The organism is Paractinoplanes lichenicola (assembly GCF_016785085.1).
Lineage (GTDB): Bacteria > Actinomycetota > Actinomycetes > Mycobacteriales > Micromonosporaceae > Actinoplanes > Actinoplanes lichenicola.
This window is the reverse complement of record NZ_JAENHO010000013.1, coordinates 291330-307341: the sequence shown is the minus strand read 5'-3', so window position 1 is coordinate 307341 and position 16012 is coordinate 291330. Positions and strand designations below refer to the sequence as shown.

The following is a 16012-nucleotide window of genomic DNA, read 5'->3' as shown; positions in this document are numbered from 1 at the left end:
CCCCGGATCGCGTATCTTGAGCGTCGCCTCGTACCGCCCGCGGACCGAGGTGGGCAACGAGCAGGTCGCCGCCCTGATCGACTCGAGCGACGAATGGATCCGCCGTCGCTGCGGCATCGAGTCGCGCCGGCGCGCCGCACCCGATGAGGACGTGGTCATGATGGCCGTGGCGGCCGCCGCCAAGGCCCTGGCCGGCGCGGGTGTCGATCCGGCCGATGTCTCGGCCGTGCTGGTGGCGACGATGTCACACCGCGGCCCCGCGACCACCGCGGCTCCTCTGGTGGCCGACGCGCTGGGAGCCACCGACGCGGCCGCGATGGATCTGGGCGCGGCCTGCGCCGGGTTCCCGTACGCCTTGGCGACCGCCGACGCGCTCGTGCGCAGCGGTGCGGCCGGCTACGTGGTCCTGGTCGGGGCCGAGCGCATGACCGACATCATCGACGAGCGCGACCGCGGCACGGCGTTCCTCTTCGGCGACGGCGCGGGCGCGGTGGTCGTCGGTCCCGCGCAGACCTGCGAGATCGGTCCGGTGGTGTGGGGCTCCGACGGCTCCGGGAGCGAGTTGCTGCGGTACGACGAGGCGGGCATCCTCCGCATGGCCGGCCCCGAGGTGTTCCGCTGGGCGACCTCCGTCGTTCCCGACGCGGCCGGCCGGGCGTTGGACGCGGCGGGCCTCGCCGCGGCCGATCTCGCGGCCTTCGTGCCGCACCAGGCCAACCTGCGCATCATCACGTCCACCGCCAAGTCTTTGGGACTCGGCCCGCACGTGCGGGTGGCCACCGATATCACCACCAACGGCAACACCGGCGCGGCCTCCATTCCCCAGGCCATGGCGGCTCTGCCCGACACGACAGGTCCCGCCCTTCTCATCGGCTTCGGCGCCGGCCTCTCGTACGCGGCTCAGGTCGTCACCCTGCCCTGACCCGCACGGCTGTACGTATTTACGTAATCCCGTTACGCTTGGCCGATGGACGAGGATCGGTTGACCGCGCTCGAACGACGCGTGGCCGAGCTCGAAGACAGACTCCGCGAGCCGCAGACCGCCGGCCCGGGTTCCGACCCGGGCGCGTTCTGGGCGCTCGAGGGTCTTCTCGAGCGGGTCGGCGAGCCGGGAGCCGTCCTGATCACCGGCGGGGTGACCCTTCCCGACGGGCGGGTGGCGCGATGGCAGGAGGGCGCGGGCACGGCGGAGCTGCTCGAGACCGACTGGTCGCAGCAGGTCGCCGCGCTCGCTGCCCTCGGTCACCCGGCCCGCCTCCGGCTGCTCGTACGGCTGCTGACCGAGGCCGGCACGGCCCACGACCTGATGGCCGTCGAGGGCATCGGGACCAGCGGGCAGGTCTATCACCACCTGCGCCAACTGGTCGCCGCGGGCTGGCTGCACACGGTCGGCGGCGGGCGCTACGAGGTTCCCGTGGCCCGGGTCGTGCCGCTGCTCACCACGCTGCTGGGGGTGCGCCGGTGAAACGGGCCATCGCCTCCGCGCAGACCTGGTGGGTGCGGCTGTTCGTGCTGGCCGTCATCGCCTCGACCGTCGCGCCGGTTCCTCACCTGCTCGAGCTGGGACTGATCGCCGTGCTGTTCGCGCTGTCGCTGGTGCGGCCGCCCCGATCCGACCGGCCGGCAACTGACCTGGCGGCACCCGTACGGGGTCGCTGGGTCGTCATCAACAGCCCCGGGACGGCCGTGCCCAGCCACGGCGTCAAGGCCTACGGCCAGATGTACGCGGTGGACATCCTGCAGCCGTCGCTCGACGCCGCACCTTCGATCGGCTGGTCCTTGCGCACCCGCCGCCCGGCGACGTATCCGTGTTTCGGCGAGCCCGTACGGGCCATGGCCGGCGGCACGGTCGTCCGGGCGACGGACTGGCAGCGCGACCACCGCAGCCGGGACACCTGGCCGGCCCTGATCGCGATGATGACGGTCGAGGCCTTCGCTCGCGAGCTGGGCGGCGCGTCCTTCATCCTCGGCAACCACGTGATCGTCGAGCACGATGACGGCACCTTCGCGGCCTACGCGCACCTGCGCCGGGGGTCGGCCGCGGTGCGCCCCGGTGACCGGGTGACTGCCGGCGAGCAACTGGCCGAGGTCGGCAACACCGGCAACACCTCCGAGCCGCATCTACACGTCCAGCTCATGGATCGGGCTCGCGTGACGGCCGCCGCCGGCCTGCCGATGCGGTGGCCGCACGTGGCCGGCGGCGAGGAGAAGGACCCGCGCTGGGTCACCGGTGAGCCGAAAGCCACCGCGCTGCCCGGCTTCCCGCAGAACGGGCAGCTCGTGCAGGCCTGATGCGGCCGGAGCGCGATCGGATCAGTACTTGGTGTATCTGGCCCAGTCGTAGGTGGCGGTCAGTTTGGTGCCGGGATAGGTGAAGGGCTGCAGCCAGCTGTCGACGCCGATGCCGGGCCACAGGTTCATCATGATGCGCTGCGGGCGGGTGGGCAGTGGCCCGCGCGAGCCGTTCTCCTGGTGGACGAGTCGCCCGTCGACGAACCAGTTGATGGTGCCTCCGTTCCACCATTCGAAGGCGTAGTTGTGGTAGCCCGCGGCGGCGTCGAAGCCCAGGTTGATGACTGTCTCGTGCCCGCCGACGCCGTTGGTGAAGTAGTTGACCTGCATCTGGGTGGTGTTCTTGCCGAGGATCTCCACGTCGATCTCGTCCCAGGGCTGGCCGTCGCTGGGTCCGGTGTAGGTGAAGAACGAGGTCACGGTGCCCGGGTTCTTGACGGCTTTCATGCGCGCCTCGAAGCGGCCGTACGAGTACAGATCGTTGGTGCGGTATTCGCCGGAGGCGTACGGCTTGCCGGAGCAGCCGCTCGGGCATGGTGTGGTGTCCAGGTTGAGGCCCATGACGCCGCCGTTGAACCAGGTGTGGTCGGCCCGCCAGCCGGCGTTGAACATGCTGCCGTTGCTGTAGCCGTCGGCCTTGTGCCAACGGCTGGTGTTGAAGGCGTCGAAGTTGTCGACGAAGCTCGGGCCGATGGCTGCCTCGGCCGGCGCCGCGCCGGGTCCGGTCAGGGCGGCGGTGATGCCGAGGGCGGCGGCCGCGATCGCGTGGGGCAGGCGAGATCGAGTGATGCTCACTGAGGTCTCCAGTTCCGTACGGGGGATGGCGTACTGGAAGCGCTACCAGTTTGAGTTTGTAACTTCGCCGTAACGCTTGTCAAGGACGCGGCCGTACCCACGGCCCACTCTTTACATAGATGAACACAAGTCTTACCTTTCACCGGAAGCGCTTCCAATTGGGCGGAGAGGCGTGCATGGACGGAGGCAGAAATGCGGAGGCGATCACTCCTGACCGCGGCGGCGGCCGCGGGAGCATTAGTGGTGTCGGATGCGGCCGGGGCGTCGGCCGCACCGATGGCGACCCGATATCTGGGGGTCTTTCAGGAGAAGGACCCGACGGCGACCGCCGCCGACGTCAAACGCCAGTACGGTGTCACTCCCGCCAGCGTGATGTGGTTCGACAGCTGGGCCAGCGGGCGGGCCTTCCCGGTGACCGAAGCCCAGCAGCTCTGGCGGCGCGGCATCATGCCGCACTACACCTGGGAGCCCTGGAACACCGCTGTCGGCCTGAACGACCCCGCGCAGATCCATTTGACCGACATCGTCGACGGCGCCTGGGACGGTTACATCGCAGCGCGGGCCCGGGAGTTCGCCGCCGTGCGACTGCCCGTTCTGGTTCGCTGGGGTCACGAGTTCAACGGCAACTGGTACCCGTGGGGCATCGCGAACAACAACGCCGACCCCTCGTTGTACGTACGGGCTTATCGGCATGTCCATGACCTGGCCGTGGCGGCCGGCGCCCGCAACGTGCAGTGGGTGTGGGCGTTCAACAACGGCTCCTCACCGGACGAGGCCTACAACGACCCGGCCGGCGCCTATCCCGGCGACGCCTTCGTCGACTGGGTCGGCATCGACGGCTACAACTGGGGGTTCGGCCCCTCATGGGATCCGGCCGGTGACCATTGGACGAGCTTCGACGCGACGTTCGCCACCGCGTACGCCAAAGCCCGGGCCATTGCCCCGAATCGGCCGGTGATGCTCGGCGAGTTCGCGTCGACCGAGGACGGCGGCGACAAGGCGCGCTGGCTCACGGACATGGACACAGCGCTGCGCTCGGGCGCCTATCCCGACCTCAAGCTCCTCACCTACTTCGACGTGATCAAGGAAGAGGCCTGGTCGCCGAGCTCGTCACCGGCCGCGCTGGCCGCGTTCACCGCCTGGGTGCGGCGGCGGTACATGAAGGGGCAGGGCCACGAACTGGCCCGCGTCGCCGCGCGGTACGCCCGTTAGGCCGAATCCCGGACCACCATTTTGGTCGACAGGACGAAAGGCTCCGGCTGAGCGCCGTCCAGCAGATCGATCAGCATGCGGGCTGCTTCGCGCCCCAGCGCCTGCACCGGCTGGTGAACGGTGGTGAGTTTCGGGTCGGTGTGCACAGCGACCAGCAGGTCGTCGAAGCCGACCACGGCCACATCGCCCGGCACCGTGCGGCCGGCCTCACGCAACACCCGCAAGGCCCCGGCTGCCATATTGTCGTTGGCGGCGACCACACCGTCGAGATCGGGGTGCGTGCTCAGCAGCGTCCGCATCGCGGCGGCACCGCTCTCCTCCAGGAAGTCGCCGGGCTCGGTGGCGTACGGGCCGAGCCCGGCCAGCATCAACGCCTCGGCGTAACCACGAAGACGTTCCCGGGCCACGGCGGTGTCGTCCGGTCCGGTGATCATGGCGATGCGTCGCCGACCGGACCGCAGGAGATGCTCGGTCGCCGCACGGGACCCGCCGGCATTGTCGACGTCGACGTAATACGGTGGCGTCCCGTGCATCGGCAGCCCGACGAAGACCGTCGGCAGCCCGGACTTCGCGGCGATGTCGATCAGCGGATCCTCGCCGCGCATCGCTACCAGCATCACCCCGTCCGCGCCCCGGGTCCGCAGGAAGGCCTCGAGGCGCTGCCGGCCGTGAACGGGAGTGGCCAGGCTCAGCATGAGATTGAGGTCGGTCTTCTCCAGCGCCGCGGACACCCCGGCGATGATCTGGGCGAAGAACGGGTCCGTGAACACCTCCGGCCCGTCGCCGGAGACCACCAGCACCACCACATCCGTCTGCCGGGTGACCAGAGCCCGGGCGGCCCGGTTGGGCGTGTACCGGAGCTCGCGGATCGCCTTCTCGACCGCGTCGCGCTTGGCCCGGCTGACGTGCGGCCCGTTGTTGATGACCCGGGAGACGACGGTGCGCGACACCCCGGCGCGCTCGGCGACCTCATCCAGGGTCGGCGGTCGGGACGGGCCCGGTGACGGCATGCGTCCCCCTCCGATCGAGCCGATCACGTTGTCGCCGGCCTGGCGCGGCCCTCGCTCACTGCGGTCCGTGACCTCACATCGTACGCGGCCAGGGATGGCACAAGGCCTGCGTCCCGCGAGCGTATTAAGATCATTCAATGGGATATTCGCAGCAAACCGCGTTGAACGTCCACGTCACCCGGCGCCGGATCTTTGCGACGCTCATCGATGGCGTGGTCCTGAGCGTGGTGCTCAACATCCTGGGGCTTGTCTTCGACGTCAAGGTGCCGTCGGGCACCCTGGACCTGACCACACTGTCGTTCGGGGGCAGCTTATTGACCGCCGTGGTGGTGCTCGCCTACTACATCGTGCTGGAGGGCTGGTTCGGACGGACGGCCGGCAAGGTGGTGACGGGCATCCGGGTGGTCGACGAGAACGGCAACCGGCCCGGGTTCGTATCGGCGCTGGTCCGTACGCTGCTGCGGCTCGTCGACGGGATCGCCGTCTACCTCGTGGCGTTCGTCGTTGTGGTCAACTCTTCGCGCCGCCGCCGACTGGGGGACATGGCGGCCAAGACTCTGGTCGTACGGGCCTAGGTGGCGCGGAACCGGCCTGGCGCGACCCCGTAGGCGCGTCGGAATGCGGCCGAGAAGGCGTACTCCGTCGAGTAGCCGACCTGCCGCGCGATGGCCGCCAGTGGCGCCGGGCTCGCCCGCAGCAGCTGGGCGCCGAGGCTCATCCGCCGATCGACCAGGTACGCCATCGGGGGAGTGCCGGTCACGGCGGTGAAGCGCCGGTGGAACGTGGTGCGTGACATGCCCGCGACCGAGCTCAGCCGGCCCACCGTCCAAGGCTGCTCGGGCCGCTCGTGGATCGCGTGCAGCGCGCCGGCGATCCCCGGGTCGATGACCTCCGGCCGGTCCGGCACCTGGCGCAGCATCCGCACGACCATCAGGTCGATCAGGGCCGCCCGGGCCGCGTCGGTGCCCGGCTCGGGCCGGTCGAAGTCGGCGTGCAACATGTCGATCAGCGCCCGCAGCTCCGGCTGCTCGGCGTAGTCCGGCGTGATCAGCACGAGCTCCGGCAACTGCCGCAGCAGGGCGGGCACCCGGCCGTCCCGCATCCGGTAGGCGCCGCACAAGAACTCGAAGTCGGCCTCCCCGGACGGCGCGGGTTCCTCCACCGTGAAGACAGGCAACTCGTCGAGGGCGCACGGCGCGTGGGACAGCCCGTGCATCACACCGGCCGCGGTGAAGATGACGTCCCCCGCGCGTACGGGCAAGGGGTTGATCTGCTCCTGGATCAACCATCCCTCACCGCGCAGCATCACGTGGAAGCCGAGCACGGCCATCGGCGGGAAGCGGAGCCCCCACGCGCCCGACTCCGTGATCCGGCGCCCGTTCACGCGCAAGGCCCGGACGCTGCCGAGCGCCGCAGAGATCATGTCCACGACCGCGATGGTACGTCCGCGTATCGGCTCGGGCCGCGCGCGCATGGTCGCGCGGAGCCGGAGCTGGTTCGGTTGACGGCGTGACATCACCACTCGTCGAGATCCTGTCCGCGCAGGCCGCGGAGACCGAGAAGCAGGGCCGTCCCACCGCGAAAAGCCTGCAGGCTGCCCGGGAGGCCGGCGCCTTCGCCCTGCACGACCGCACCGCCACCGAGGCCGTCCAGCTGCTCACCGAGCTGGCCCGGGGCTGCCCGTCCACCAGCTGGATCGCCGGCACCTCGCTCACCGGCAAGATCTTCAGCCGCCGGGCGATCGGCGACGTGATCGGCATGGACGCGCTGCTCGCCGGGTCGGGCACGCCGGGTGGTCGCGGGGAAGAAGCCTTCGGCGGCGTACGCGTCACCGGCCGCTGGGCGAACGTCTCCGGCTGCGAGGACGCGGAGTGGGCCGGCCTGGCCGTCCTGATCGACGGGACGCTGTCCTGGGCCCTCATCCCCACACGCGACCTGCGCGTCGAACACACCTGGTCGGCCGCCGGCATGCGCGGCACCGGCAGCCACACCCTCGTCGCCGAGGACGTCCTCGTGCCGGTCGGGCGCGTGGCGCCGCTCGACTTCACCCGACTGGCCGGCGACATGGTGCTTTTCGGCCTGACCGCGCTCGCCCCGGTCGTCGGGGCCACGCTGGGTGCCTTGGATCTGATCACCGCGATGTTCGCGTCCGATCGCAAGCCCTACATGAGCGCGTACGCCTCCATGGGCGAGTCCCCGGCCGCGCGCACCTGGCGGGCCGAGGCCACCTCCCTCGCCCGGCAGGCCGAGCGCACGATGCTCGCCCTCGCGGCGGCGGGCCCGGGCGACCACGGCCTCGACATGTCCGGGGCGGCCCGCGACTGCCGCGTGGCCATGGACCTGATGCTCGACCTGCACGGCGCCAGCGGTTTCGCGGAGTCCAACCCGCTGCAGCGCTACTGGCGGGATGTCGCCGTGGCGAGCCGCCACCCGCACATCAACGCTTTCCTGGCGGCCAACCGCCTGTAAGGCCGCAGGCTCGGTTGCCGCGTCTCTGTCCTCAGTGCACGGCCATGCCTAGGATGCGGTCACGGACCGGCCGCATCCCGCCCGGGTGTACAACTTCCTCCTCGGCGGTGACGTCTATTTCGAGGCCGACCGGACAGCTGCCGAGCAGGGGATGAAGTCCCATCCGGCCAGCCGTGTGCCGCCCCGGGAGAATCGGGCGTTTCTTCGCCGAGCCGTCCGGTATCTCGCCGCTGAGCAGGGCGTCGACCAGTTCCTCGACATCGGGACCGGCATTCCGAGTGCGCCCGACGTCCACCACGTCGCGCAGTCCGTGCATCCGGCGGCGCGGGTGGTCTACGGCCCGCATCGTCAGCGCGGGCCGGACGCCGCGGTGATGGCCTGGGGCACGGTGTCGTAGACCCGGAAAGCCGTCTGCAGGCGGCGGGCCGTCAGGACGCCCCGGGTGAAGTGGCTGGAAGCGACCAGCAACAGGTCACCGCCGTGGCGGCGAGTGGCGTCGCGGGCGCCGGTGAGCACGGCCAGACCGAGCGAGTCGATCGTACCGGCCGAGATGAGGTCGACGATGACCACGGGACGCAGGGCCACCGCGTTGTCGAGAGCCTCGCGCAGCTCGCCGATCACGTCGAGGTCGATGTCACCGGTCACCCGGACCAGTGCCGCCTCCGGAGTCACCGCCGTCGAGAATCCGGCGCCGTGAACGCTCGGAACAATAGTCACGTCGTCACCTCCGCTACGTCGTCCGGCGCTGCCGCCGTACGCAATCAGTCTGTCCCGCAATTACGACGGTTGCATGACAGAACGTCAGGAGCCGCGAGGAGAAGAGTCACAGCGTCTCCTGCTGCGGCGGCTCTGTCTCGGCCGGCCGCCGCCGTTCCGGTTCGATGTCCATGCGGGCGGTCAGCCCGTCTCGGAGCTGAAAGAGATGGACGAAGCGCGCCGTCGACACGGCCGACCCCTCCGGCGTACGGACGGTCTGGTTGACCTGCACCGCGATGCGTCCGGCGCCCAGCTCGACCGGCTCGCCCGGCTCGTCGTGGGTGTGGACCCGGGTCCATTGCTCGAGCCAGTACCCGCGGAGCGCATCCTTGCCGTGCAGCCGGGAGGTGCCGTCCGGCCAATCGACGTCATCGGTCAGCAGGGCGAGCAGACCGTCGGCATCGCGGCGGTTGTAGGCCGCGTACATGCGCTGTACCAGCTCCGACGCCGTGGTCATGACAGGCCGGTCAGGATGTCGGCGACGGCTTGCGGTTGTGACAGGAACGGGTGGTGGCCCGTCGGAAGTTCGACGACTTCGTCGGCGCGACGGGAGAACCGGCGCTGCGCCGCAGCCGGAGTGCCACGGTCATCGGTGCATACGACGTACGTGGTCGGCAGGTCGTGCCACGCCACCTGCCGCACCTGCTGCTGGGTGACCGTGATCGTCTGCCGGGTGAGGCGGGCCGCACCCTCGCGTACGATCTCCGGCGGGCAGTCCTGGACGAACGTCTCGGTGAACAGGTTCGGCACCGCGCCGAACGTGCCCCGCTCGAGGTCGAAGTCGAGGAACGGCGGCGGTTGTGGAGCGCCGAAGGTCGACAGCGACTCTCCCGGCTCGGGCAGATAGCTCGACACGAACACCATGTGCCGCACCGACACGACGCCCACCGCTGCCTCGGACGCGACGATCCCGCCATAGCTGTGTCCGACGACCACGGTCGGCTCGTCGCTCTCGGCCAGGATCGTCCGCACCGCCGCCACGTCCTCCGGCAGGCCGGGACCGTCCGCTCCGGCGGGCCGGCCGGCCTCCCCGCAGCTCGGCAACGCCGGGGCGACGCTGCTGATACCCCGCTTCCGCAAAGCGTCGGACGTCAGGTGCCACCACCAATCGCCGTCCCGGACACACGCGCCATGCACGAACACCACTCGCATCTCTGCCCCTTTCTCGGCTGATTCCCACGTTAGACGTACCGGGAGTTACGTGAAAAAGTGTGAGGGTGGGCCGTCACAAGCAACCCGAGATCCGCGACCGCATCCTCAATGCCTGTGTCGATCACGCGCTCGCCCACGGGCTTCCCGACCGGCTCGAGCCTTTCGTGAAGGCGTCCGGATCGTCGACCCGCATGCTGATCTATCACTTCGGGACGAGGGACGCGCTGCTGTACGAGACCCTGCGGCGGGCGCGGCAGCGTCAGCGGCTGTTCTACGGCAGTTTGTTGTCCGCGCGGCAGGACGAGCCTTACCTGGTGACGCTGCGGCGCGCATGGCAGGCCATGACCGGCCCCGAGGGCCGTCCCTATCTCAGCATGTTCGGCAGACTTCGCGAGGACACCGAGCAGCAGTTGTGGCCCACCTTCAAACGCGAGGCCACCACCGACTGGCTCCAGCCCCTCGAGGACGGCATGCGTACCGTGGGCCGCCCCGAGCTCGCCACCTTGGTGCTGGCGGCCATCCGCGGCCTGATCATGGATATCGAGGCCACCGGTGACACGCCACGTGCCGACCGTGCCTTCGACGACTTCCTGGCAGCGCTCGCTCTTATGACGGCCACCGGCAGAACCGCCACCGGCGCATCGTGAAACGCCGGCCTCGGCCAACCATCAGTGCGCGTCGGGATTCTGCCGCCCTACGTGCTGCACCTCATCGATGGTGCGCCACAGGATCCTCGGGGCGGAGGCACCCTGCACGGCGGTGACTGTCTTGACCCGGCCGTGGCGGTAGCTGACGGTGACTCGGTAGGAGTAACGGTCGCAGCAGGAATTCCGCGGCCGGTACGAGGCACGTAACGACTTGAACTCGGTGCTGCCGGCGACGCGCAGCGGACCTCGGCCGTCAGCCGTCGAACGGTCGACCACGAAAGTGTCGCGCTTCCCGGCGAAGCCGCCGGTCCGTTCCAGCACGATTGCTTCGGCCGGCGCCGAAGCCGATGCGGCCGACACGGGTACCGCCGGCGTGAACACGGCTGCCGCACAGGCCACCGTCAGGGCAAAAACGCCGCTCGGCTTGATGGGTGCCATCGCTGTTCTCCTCGACTGCTGACTCCGCCCTCAGGGCCTCTTCAGCAACAACAGCCCAACCGGATCTTGAGATACGCGTCGGGAGCAGTGGCCGTGCGGCTGCCGCCGGCTGTGCATGCCGGCGACACAAGAAGGGGCCTCAGGTTCCCGGCACGGCGTCGGCTCCGGACAGCACAGCCAGGCGCAGTTTTGTCTCGTCGTCGCTGTCGGGTTCGGCGCTCATGATGACGATCTTCAGGTCCGCGTCGCCGTCGGTGAGCACGTCGCAGTCGACCGCGACCGGGCCGGCCAGCGGGTGGTCGATGATCTTCTGATCGGTGCGGTGGGCGCCGACCACGCCGTCCACCCACAGCCTTGCGAACGTCTCGCTCCCCGTCGTGAGCTCGTCGATCAGCGCGGTCAGGCGGCGGCTGCCCGGAAAGCGGCCGGTGGCCCGGCGCAGGTCAGCGACAAGGGCGGCCTGTGGCGCTCCGGCCACCAGTGACGTGACTCCGTAGGCGCTGAGCTGGGCCGGGCCGGGGAGGAAGGTGTCGCGGGCGAAATTGCGCAGGTGGGGTGGCACGCGCGACGGATCGCCGCACAGTGCGGCCCAGCCGCGGTTCCACCAGATGAGCTGCCAGTCGGCCGCGAACACCGCGACCGCCGCGTGATCGAGGCGCCGGACCACCCGCTGGACGCTCGGGGGGATGTGGTCGGTGATCTCGGCGGCGCCGGGAGCGTTGAGCCCGGCGAGCCGATAGAGGTGGTCGCGCTCGGCGGCGGACAGCTGCAACGCCCGGGCCAGCGCCGCCGCGACCTGCTCGGACGGGGTGGTGAAACGGCCCTGCTCCAGCCGGACCAGGTAGTCCACCGAGATCCCGCTGAGCTCGGCGAGTTCCTCACGACGCAGGCCCTTGGTCCGGCGGTTGCGGCTGACCGGAAGCCCCACCACGGCCGGGGACATCCGGTCGCGCCAGGCGCGGAGGGTGGCGCCGAACTCGTTCATGCCGTCGATTCTGCCGCGGCCGGGGCGCAGGTGGGTGGTAGTGCCTTTCCCTGGATGGCGCGGTGACCGCGGGGCACGGTAGACCGCATGACGACAACATTCATCACCGGGGCCAACCGGAGCCTCGGCTACGAGACGGCCCGCCGGTTGGTCGCGGCGGGTCACACAGTGCTGCTGGGCGCCCGCGACGAACGGGCCGGCAAACTGGCGGCCGACGAGCTCGGCGCGCGTTTCGTCCGTATCGACGTCACCGACGACGCCTCGGTGGCCGCCGCGGCCGCCGACGTCCAGGCCCACGAGGGGACCGTCGACGTTCTGATCAACAATGCCGGCATCCACGGGCCGGCCGGCGAACCGGGCACACTGACCGGCGGCGAGGTTCTCGGCGTCATGGACGTCAACGTCGCGGGTGTGGTCCGCACGACGACCGCGTTCCTGCCGCTGCTGCGGCGCTCGCCCGACCCCGTGATCATCAACGTGAGCAGCGGGATGGGCTCTCTGGAGGCCACCCACGACCCGTCCCGTCCCGAGTCGGCCTATCTGGCGCCGGTCTACACCGCGTCCAAGGCGGCCCTGACCATGCTGACCACCCAGTACGCGAAGGCTTTCCCCGGCATCCGGGTCAACGCGGCCGATCCCGGCTACACCGCGACCGACTTCAACGGCCATTCCGGCCCGCAGACGGTGACCGAGGGCACCGACGCGATCGTGGCTCTGGCCACCGAGGGCCCGGGCCACCGGTCCGGCCGTCTCGTCGACCGCCACACCGAGATCACCTGGTCATGAGGCCCGTCCAGGGTCCACCGACCGACTGACAAGCCGACGGCCTGTTCAGCACTTGAAGGTAGCCGTCAGCGCGACGTCCGGTGTCGGCTGAATCCGGTTTGTTCTCTCGTACGGCGCCATGAAACAGGACGAGAGGACCATGATGAACAAGCTCACCCGCGCCCTGACCCTGGGAGGGTTCGGCGTTCTCACCGCTTTGACCGTTGGCATGGGTCCGGCTCAGGCCGCCCAGGCCGCCCCGGCCGCCCCGGCCGGGCCGGTCGGTCCGGCGACTGCCGACAGCAAGGTCACGGCCGGCCACACCATGTGGCGGGGTGAAAGCCAGATCGTCGGCTTCTACCGTTCGCTGCGGGCCTGCCAGTTGGCCGGCATGTACGGCGAGCGGAGCGGTGCCTGGGACGACTTCGACTGCAACGCCGTTCGTGTCGGTCCCCGGCGGGGTGCCTGGGCGCTCGAGGTTGCTGACTACGACAACTGGGGCTCGTTCGGCTTCGGCCGGCCGTTCCAGGTCGTCCGCGGCTTCCCGGCCCAGTTCCGTCCCGTCTGGGCGGGCCAGTTCCGCCAGGTTCGTCCGGGCCAGTTCCGGCACTTCCGCCCGGGTTCGCACCGGTCCGACTGGATGCGGGACCGGGACCGCCGCCACGGTGGCTGGGACCGCAACGACGGCCGCGGTGGCCGGGACCACGACGGCCGTGGTGGCTGGAACCACAACGACGGCCGTGACGGCCGGGACGACAACCCGCGTGGGAACCACGGCAACATCCCGGGTGGCAACCAGGGCAACATCCCGGGTGGCAACCAGGGCAACATCCCGGGTGGCAACCAGGGCAACAACCCGCGCGGGCACTGACGCCGCGAGCACGATATCGGGCGGCGCCGTCAAGCGGGTCGTTCGGAGCAGCATCAGACGCATCTGAGTAACGCCTTGGGATGCATTTATCGCGCAATCCTCCATGCCGATGGGTGACTTACACATCCTTGGCCGCCGGGCGAGCATCTCGCCTGGCGGCCGCGGCGTTTCGCGACCGGATGCGAGCCGGGGCGTGGGTCACGTGACAGACGACCTTCCGCCACCGGCAACCTAGGCACCAGGGGTCCTCCTGCAGGAGGAGGGAACAGCTGTCTGTTCCGCCCGGGGGACGGCCGGCAAAGGTGCTGCGCTCCGACGACTGCGCGCTCCGCCGCCGACAGAATTTTCCCTCGTACGGCTCGGAACGCCCGGGCCGCGGGGAGGATCACATGTTCACCGCACTCGGCAGGCTCGTCGTCCGGCGGACCAAAATAACCCTCTTGGTGTCGCTCGCCGTGGTCCTGCTGACCGCAATCCTCGGCAGCGGCGCCTTCACGGCCTTGAAGAACGGTGGCTTCGACGACCCGTCGTCGGACTCGGCCCGGGCCCGGGTGATCCTCGAGGAGGAACTGGGCGCGGGATCACCCAATCTGCTGCTCGTCGTCACGGCGCAAGGAGGTGACATCGACGCGCCGGAGGCGGCCGCCGCGGGCCGGGCGCTGTCGGACGCGCTGACCGCGACGGCGGGCATCGACGAGGTGACCTCGTACTGGTTGCTCGGCTCGCCGCCGCCGCTGCGGTCCGAGAGCGGCGGGTCGGCCCTGGTGATGGCGCGGGCCGGCGGCTCGGAGGCGGAGGTCGAGGCCACCGTCGCCCGGGTGCAGGACAGCCTGGAAGGGGACCGGGGCGCGGTCACCGTGCAGGTCGGCGGGTCCGCGGCGGTCGACGCGGCACTCGGGCACGGTCTCGAGGAGGACTTGTTGCGGGCCGAGCTGATCGCGATCCCGCTGACTCTGCTGCTGCTCCTGATCGTGTTCCGCGGGGTTGTGGCGGCGCTGCTCCCGCTGCTCGTCGGTGGGGCCGCGGTCTTCGGCGCTTTCTTCGTGCTGTGGGCGTTCGCGCAGTTCACCGACGTCTCGGTGTTCTCCGTCAACCTGGTCACCGCACTCGGCATCGGCCTGGCGATCGACTACTCGTTGCTGATCGTCTCCCGGTTCCGCGAGGAGCTCGCCGCCGGTCACGAACCCAGGCTGGCCACCATCCGGACGGTGGAGTCGGCCGGGCGTACGGTGGTCTTCTCCGGGGTGACCGTGGCCGTGGCGCTGCTGTCGCTGATCGCCTTCCCGATGTTCTTCCTGCGCTCGTTCGCCTATGCCGGCGTCGGCGTGGTGCTGGTGGCGATCCTCGCCTCCGTGATCATCCTGCCGGCGGTCCTGGCGCTGCTGGGGCACCGGGTCAATGCGTGGCGCCTGCCCGGTATGCGCCGTGACGCCCAGGGCGGCTCGCGCCGCTGGGCTGCCCTCGCCGAGGGTGTGCTGCGCCGGCCGGGTCTGGTCACCGGCGCGGCAGTCGCGATCCTGTTGCTGCTCTCGGCGCCCGTGCTGGGCACCAAGTTCGGCAACCCCGACGCCCGGGTCCTGCCCGCCGACGTCGCGGCGCGCCAGGCCACCGAGGCGGCGCAGCGCGACTTCGGCTACGAGGCCCTGCCCGTGGTCGTCGAGGGGGCCCAGAGCCGCACCGACATCGAGGCGTACGCCGCGGCAGCCTCACGGGTCGGTGACGTCACCCAGGTCAGCACCCGCTACGGCAGCTGGACCGCGGGGCAGCGAACGGCCGGCCCCGCCCCCGACGCCGCCCGGTACGCCGCCGGCACCGGTGAATGGCTCGAGGTGTTCCCGGCGGTTCAGCCCATCTCCGGCGAGGCCGAGAACGTCGTCCGCGGCCTGCGGGCCATCGAGGCGCCGTTCGCCCCCCTGGTCGGGGGCAGCACCGCGGAACTCGTGGACACCAAGGCGGGCATCGCGGCGGTCGCGCCGTGGGCCGCGCTGTGGATCGCCGTGGCCACCTTCGCCCTGCTGTTCCTGATGTTCGGCAGTCTCCTGGTCCCGCTCAAGGCGATCCTGCTCAACACGCTCAACCTGACTGCCATGCTCGGCGTGATGGTGTGGATCTTCCAGGACGGCAACCTGGCCGGGGTGCTCGACTTCACCTCGACCGGGCTCACCGACGTCTCGATGCCGCTGCTGATGTTCGCGGTCGCGTTCGGCCTCTCGATGGACTACGAGGTATTCCTGCTGGCGCGGATGAAGGAGGAGTACGACCGGACGGGCGACAACCGCGCCGCAATCGTCGCCGGCATCGCCCGTACCGGTCCGATCGTCACCGCCGCCGCCCTGGTCCTGTCGATCACGTTCTTCGCGTTCGCCACCGCCGGGGTCACGTTCATGAAGATGTTCGGTCTCGGGCTCGGCCTCGCGGTGCTGATCGACGCGTTCCTCGTCCGGGCCACGCTGGTGCCGGCGCTGATGAAGATGGCCGGCCGGGCCAACTGGTGGGCGCCGGCCTGGGCCCGCAAGCTGCACGAGAAGGCCGGGCTCGACGAGACCGGTGGCGCCCTCTCCACCACGGCCGAACGTGAGGCCCGTGAGCCGCAACGGGTGGGCTGACCGCACGTGACGCA

18 protein-coding genes and 1 pseudogene are annotated in these 16012 nt (G+C 70.3%); 11 read left to right on the top strand and 8 right to left on the bottom strand.

Annotated elements, in window-relative coordinates:
- Window positions 1-16 precede the first annotated feature (16 nt).
- From JKJ07_RS38795 to JKJ07_RS50605, 3 genes are read left to right on the top strand one after another with little or no spacing between them, the layout of a single operon-like run.
- Window positions 17-922, top strand: a complete 906-nt coding sequence (locus JKJ07_RS38795; protein ID WP_236030606.1) for a beta-ketoacyl-ACP synthase 3 — start codon at window positions 17-19, stop codon at window positions 920-922.
- A gap of 45 nt (window positions 923-967) precedes the next feature.
- Window positions 968-1465 carry a helix-turn-helix domain-containing protein gene (locus JKJ07_RS38790; protein WP_202996993.1) on the top strand — a complete coding sequence of 166 codons (498 nt, stop codon included), beginning with the start codon at window positions 968-970 and terminating at the stop codon, window positions 1463-1465.
- Window positions 1462-2292, top strand: coding sequence for a M23 family metallopeptidase (locus JKJ07_RS50605; RefSeq protein ID WP_202996992.1), 831 nt, complete (start codon window positions 1462-1464; stop codon window positions 2290-2292). Before JKJ07_RS38790 ends, JKJ07_RS50605 begins: the two co-directional genes overlap by 4 nt.
- 21 nt (window positions 2293-2313) lie before the next feature.
- Here the strand turns inward: JKJ07_RS50605 and bglS are convergent, their stop codons facing one another.
- Window positions 2314-3087 (bottom strand): beta-glucanase, encoded by a 774-nt coding sequence (gene bglS, locus JKJ07_RS38780; RefSeq protein WP_202996991.1) that lies wholly within the window; start codon window positions 3085-3087, stop codon window positions 2314-2316.
- Between the two features lie 192 nt (window positions 3088-3279).
- On the opposite strand from bglS, the gene JKJ07_RS38775 reads away from it, so the two are divergent.
- Window positions 3280-4299 (top strand): glycoside hydrolase family 26 protein, encoded by a 1020-nt coding sequence (locus tag JKJ07_RS38775; protein ID WP_202996989.1) that lies wholly within the window; start codon window positions 3280-3282, stop codon window positions 4297-4299.
- Here JKJ07_RS38775 and JKJ07_RS38770 read toward each other — a convergent pair.
- A complete protein-coding gene (locus JKJ07_RS38770) occupies window positions 4296-5309 on the bottom strand; it encodes a LacI family DNA-binding transcriptional regulator (protein ID WP_202996988.1) in 1014 nt (337 codons plus the stop codon). The genes JKJ07_RS38775 and JKJ07_RS38770 overlap by 4 nt on opposite strands.
- Before the next feature lie 137 nt (window positions 5310-5446).
- On the opposite strand from JKJ07_RS38770, the gene JKJ07_RS38765 reads away from it, so the two are divergent.
- Window positions 5447-5884 (top strand): RDD family protein, encoded by a 438-nt coding sequence (locus tag JKJ07_RS38765; protein ID WP_202996986.1) that lies wholly within the window; start codon window positions 5447-5449, stop codon window positions 5882-5884.
- Here the strand turns inward: JKJ07_RS38765 and JKJ07_RS38760 are convergent.
- Window positions 5881-6732 carry an AraC family transcriptional regulator gene (locus tag JKJ07_RS38760; protein ID WP_236030653.1) on the bottom strand — a complete coding sequence of 284 codons (852 nt, stop codon included), beginning with the start codon at window positions 6730-6732 and terminating at the stop codon, window positions 5881-5883. The genes JKJ07_RS38765 and JKJ07_RS38760 overlap by 4 nt on opposite strands.
- 86 nt (window positions 6733-6818) lie before the next feature.
- On the opposite strand from JKJ07_RS38760, the gene JKJ07_RS38755 reads away from it, so the two are divergent.
- The gene (locus JKJ07_RS38755; RefSeq protein WP_307834630.1) at window positions 6819-7778 is read left to right on the top strand and encodes an acyl-CoA dehydrogenase family protein; all 960 of its coding nucleotides are present in this window, start codon (window positions 6819-6821) and stop codon (window positions 7776-7778) included.
- A 73-nt stretch (window positions 7779-7851) separates the two neighbouring features.
- Window positions 7852-8175 (top strand): annotated as a pseudogene (locus JKJ07_RS38750) (SAM-dependent methyltransferase); the annotation flags it as partial.
- Here JKJ07_RS38750 and JKJ07_RS38745 read toward each other — a convergent pair.
- The 3 genes from JKJ07_RS38745 to JKJ07_RS38735 form a co-directional block, all read right to left on the bottom strand.
- Window positions 8127-8495, bottom strand: a complete 369-nt coding sequence (locus JKJ07_RS38745; RefSeq protein ID WP_202996983.1) for an STAS domain-containing protein — start codon at window positions 8493-8495, stop codon at window positions 8127-8129. The pseudogene JKJ07_RS38750 and the gene JKJ07_RS38745 overlap by 49 nt on opposite strands.
- Before the next feature lie 106 nt (window positions 8496-8601).
- A complete protein-coding gene (locus JKJ07_RS38740; protein WP_202996981.1) occupies window positions 8602-8991 on the bottom strand; it encodes a nuclear transport factor 2 family protein in 390 nt (129 codons plus the stop codon).
- On the bottom strand, window positions 8988-9686 hold the full coding sequence (locus JKJ07_RS38735; RefSeq protein ID WP_202996979.1) for an alpha/beta hydrolase: 699 nt from the start codon (window positions 9684-9686) through the stop codon (window positions 8988-8990). The genes JKJ07_RS38740 and JKJ07_RS38735 overlap by 4 nt, the downstream gene beginning before the upstream one ends.
- Before the next feature lie 65 nt (window positions 9687-9751).
- Here JKJ07_RS38735 and JKJ07_RS38730 point away from each other — a divergent pair, with 65 nt between their 5' ends.
- Window positions 9752-10333 (top strand): TetR/AcrR family transcriptional regulator, encoded by a 582-nt coding sequence (locus tag JKJ07_RS38730; protein ID WP_202996977.1) that lies wholly within the window; start codon window positions 9752-9754, stop codon window positions 10331-10333.
- 21 nt (window positions 10334-10354) lie between these two features.
- Here the strand turns inward: JKJ07_RS38730 and JKJ07_RS38725 are convergent, their stop codons facing one another.
- Both JKJ07_RS38725 and JKJ07_RS38720 read right to left on the bottom strand, forming a co-directional pair.
- Window positions 10355-10771 carry a hypothetical protein gene (locus tag JKJ07_RS38725; RefSeq protein ID WP_202996976.1) on the bottom strand — a complete coding sequence of 139 codons (417 nt, stop codon included), beginning with the start codon at window positions 10769-10771 and terminating at the stop codon, window positions 10355-10357.
- 139 nt (window positions 10772-10910) lie between these two features.
- On the bottom strand, window positions 10911-11756 hold the full coding sequence (locus tag JKJ07_RS38720; protein WP_202996975.1) for a helix-turn-helix domain-containing protein: 846 nt from the start codon (window positions 11754-11756) through the stop codon (window positions 10911-10913).
- Window positions 11757-11843: 87 nt separating this feature from the next.
- On the opposite strand from JKJ07_RS38720, the gene JKJ07_RS38715 reads away from it, so the two are divergent.
- The 3 genes from JKJ07_RS38715 (at window position 11844) to JKJ07_RS38705 (ending at window position 15998) form a co-directional block, all read left to right on the top strand.
- Complete coding sequence (locus JKJ07_RS38715) at window positions 11844-12542, top strand: SDR family NAD(P)-dependent oxidoreductase (RefSeq protein WP_202996974.1); 699 nt, start codon at window positions 11844-11846, stop codon at window positions 12540-12542.
- Between the two features lie 139 nt (window positions 12543-12681).
- Window positions 12682-13392 carry a hypothetical protein gene (locus tag JKJ07_RS38710; protein WP_202996973.1) on the top strand — a complete coding sequence of 237 codons (711 nt, stop codon included), beginning with the start codon at window positions 12682-12684 and terminating at the stop codon, window positions 13390-13392.
- 389 nt (window positions 13393-13781) lie between these two features.
- Window positions 13782-15998, top strand: a complete 2217-nt coding sequence (locus JKJ07_RS38705) for an MMPL family transporter (protein ID WP_202996972.1) — start codon at window positions 13782-13784, stop codon at window positions 15996-15998.
- Window positions 15999-16012: the final 14 nt, after the last annotated feature.

Bases quoted from the DNA above. Each gene is read 5' to 3' on its own strand.
- JKJ07_RS38790 (WP_202996993.1), top strand. From the start codon at position 968: ATGGACGAGGATCGGTTGACCGCGCTCGAACGACGCGTGGCCGAGCTC.
- JKJ07_RS38775 (WP_202996989.1), top strand. From the start codon at position 3,280: ATGCGGAGGCGATCACTCCTGACCGCGGCGGCGGCCGCGGGAGCATTA.
- JKJ07_RS38770 (WP_202996988.1), bottom strand. From the start codon at position 5,309: ATGCCGTCACCGGGCCCGTCCCGACCGCCGACCCTGGATGAGGTCGCC.
- JKJ07_RS38765 (WP_202996986.1), top strand. From the start codon at position 5,447: ATGGGATATTCGCAGCAAACCGCGTTGAACGTCCACGTCACCCGGCGC.
- JKJ07_RS38760 (WP_236030653.1), bottom strand. From the start codon at position 6,732: ATGATCTCTGCGGCGCTCGGCAGCGTCCGGGCCTTGCGCGTGAACGGG.
- JKJ07_RS38740 (WP_202996981.1), bottom strand. From the start codon at position 8,991: ATGACCACGGCGTCGGAGCTGGTACAGCGCATGTACGCGGCCTACAAC.
- JKJ07_RS38735 (WP_202996979.1), bottom strand. From the start codon at position 9,686: ATGCGAGTGGTGTTCGTGCATGGCGCGTGTGTCCGGGACGGCGATTGG.
- JKJ07_RS38725 (WP_202996976.1), bottom strand. From the start codon at position 10,771: ATGGCACCCATCAAGCCGAGCGGCGTTTTTGCCCTGACGGTGGCCTGT.
- JKJ07_RS38720 (WP_202996975.1), bottom strand. From the start codon at position 11,756: ATGAACGAGTTCGGCGCCACCCTCCGCGCCTGGCGCGACCGGATGTCC.
- JKJ07_RS38715 (WP_202996974.1), top strand. From the start codon at position 11,844: ATGACGACAACATTCATCACCGGGGCCAACCGGAGCCTCGGCTACGAG.
- JKJ07_RS38710 (WP_202996973.1), top strand. From the start codon at position 12,682: ATGATGAACAAGCTCACCCGCGCCCTGACCCTGGGAGGGTTCGGCGTT.
- JKJ07_RS38705 (WP_202996972.1), top strand. From the start codon at position 13,782: ATGTTCACCGCACTCGGCAGGCTCGTCGTCCGGCGGACCAAAATAACC.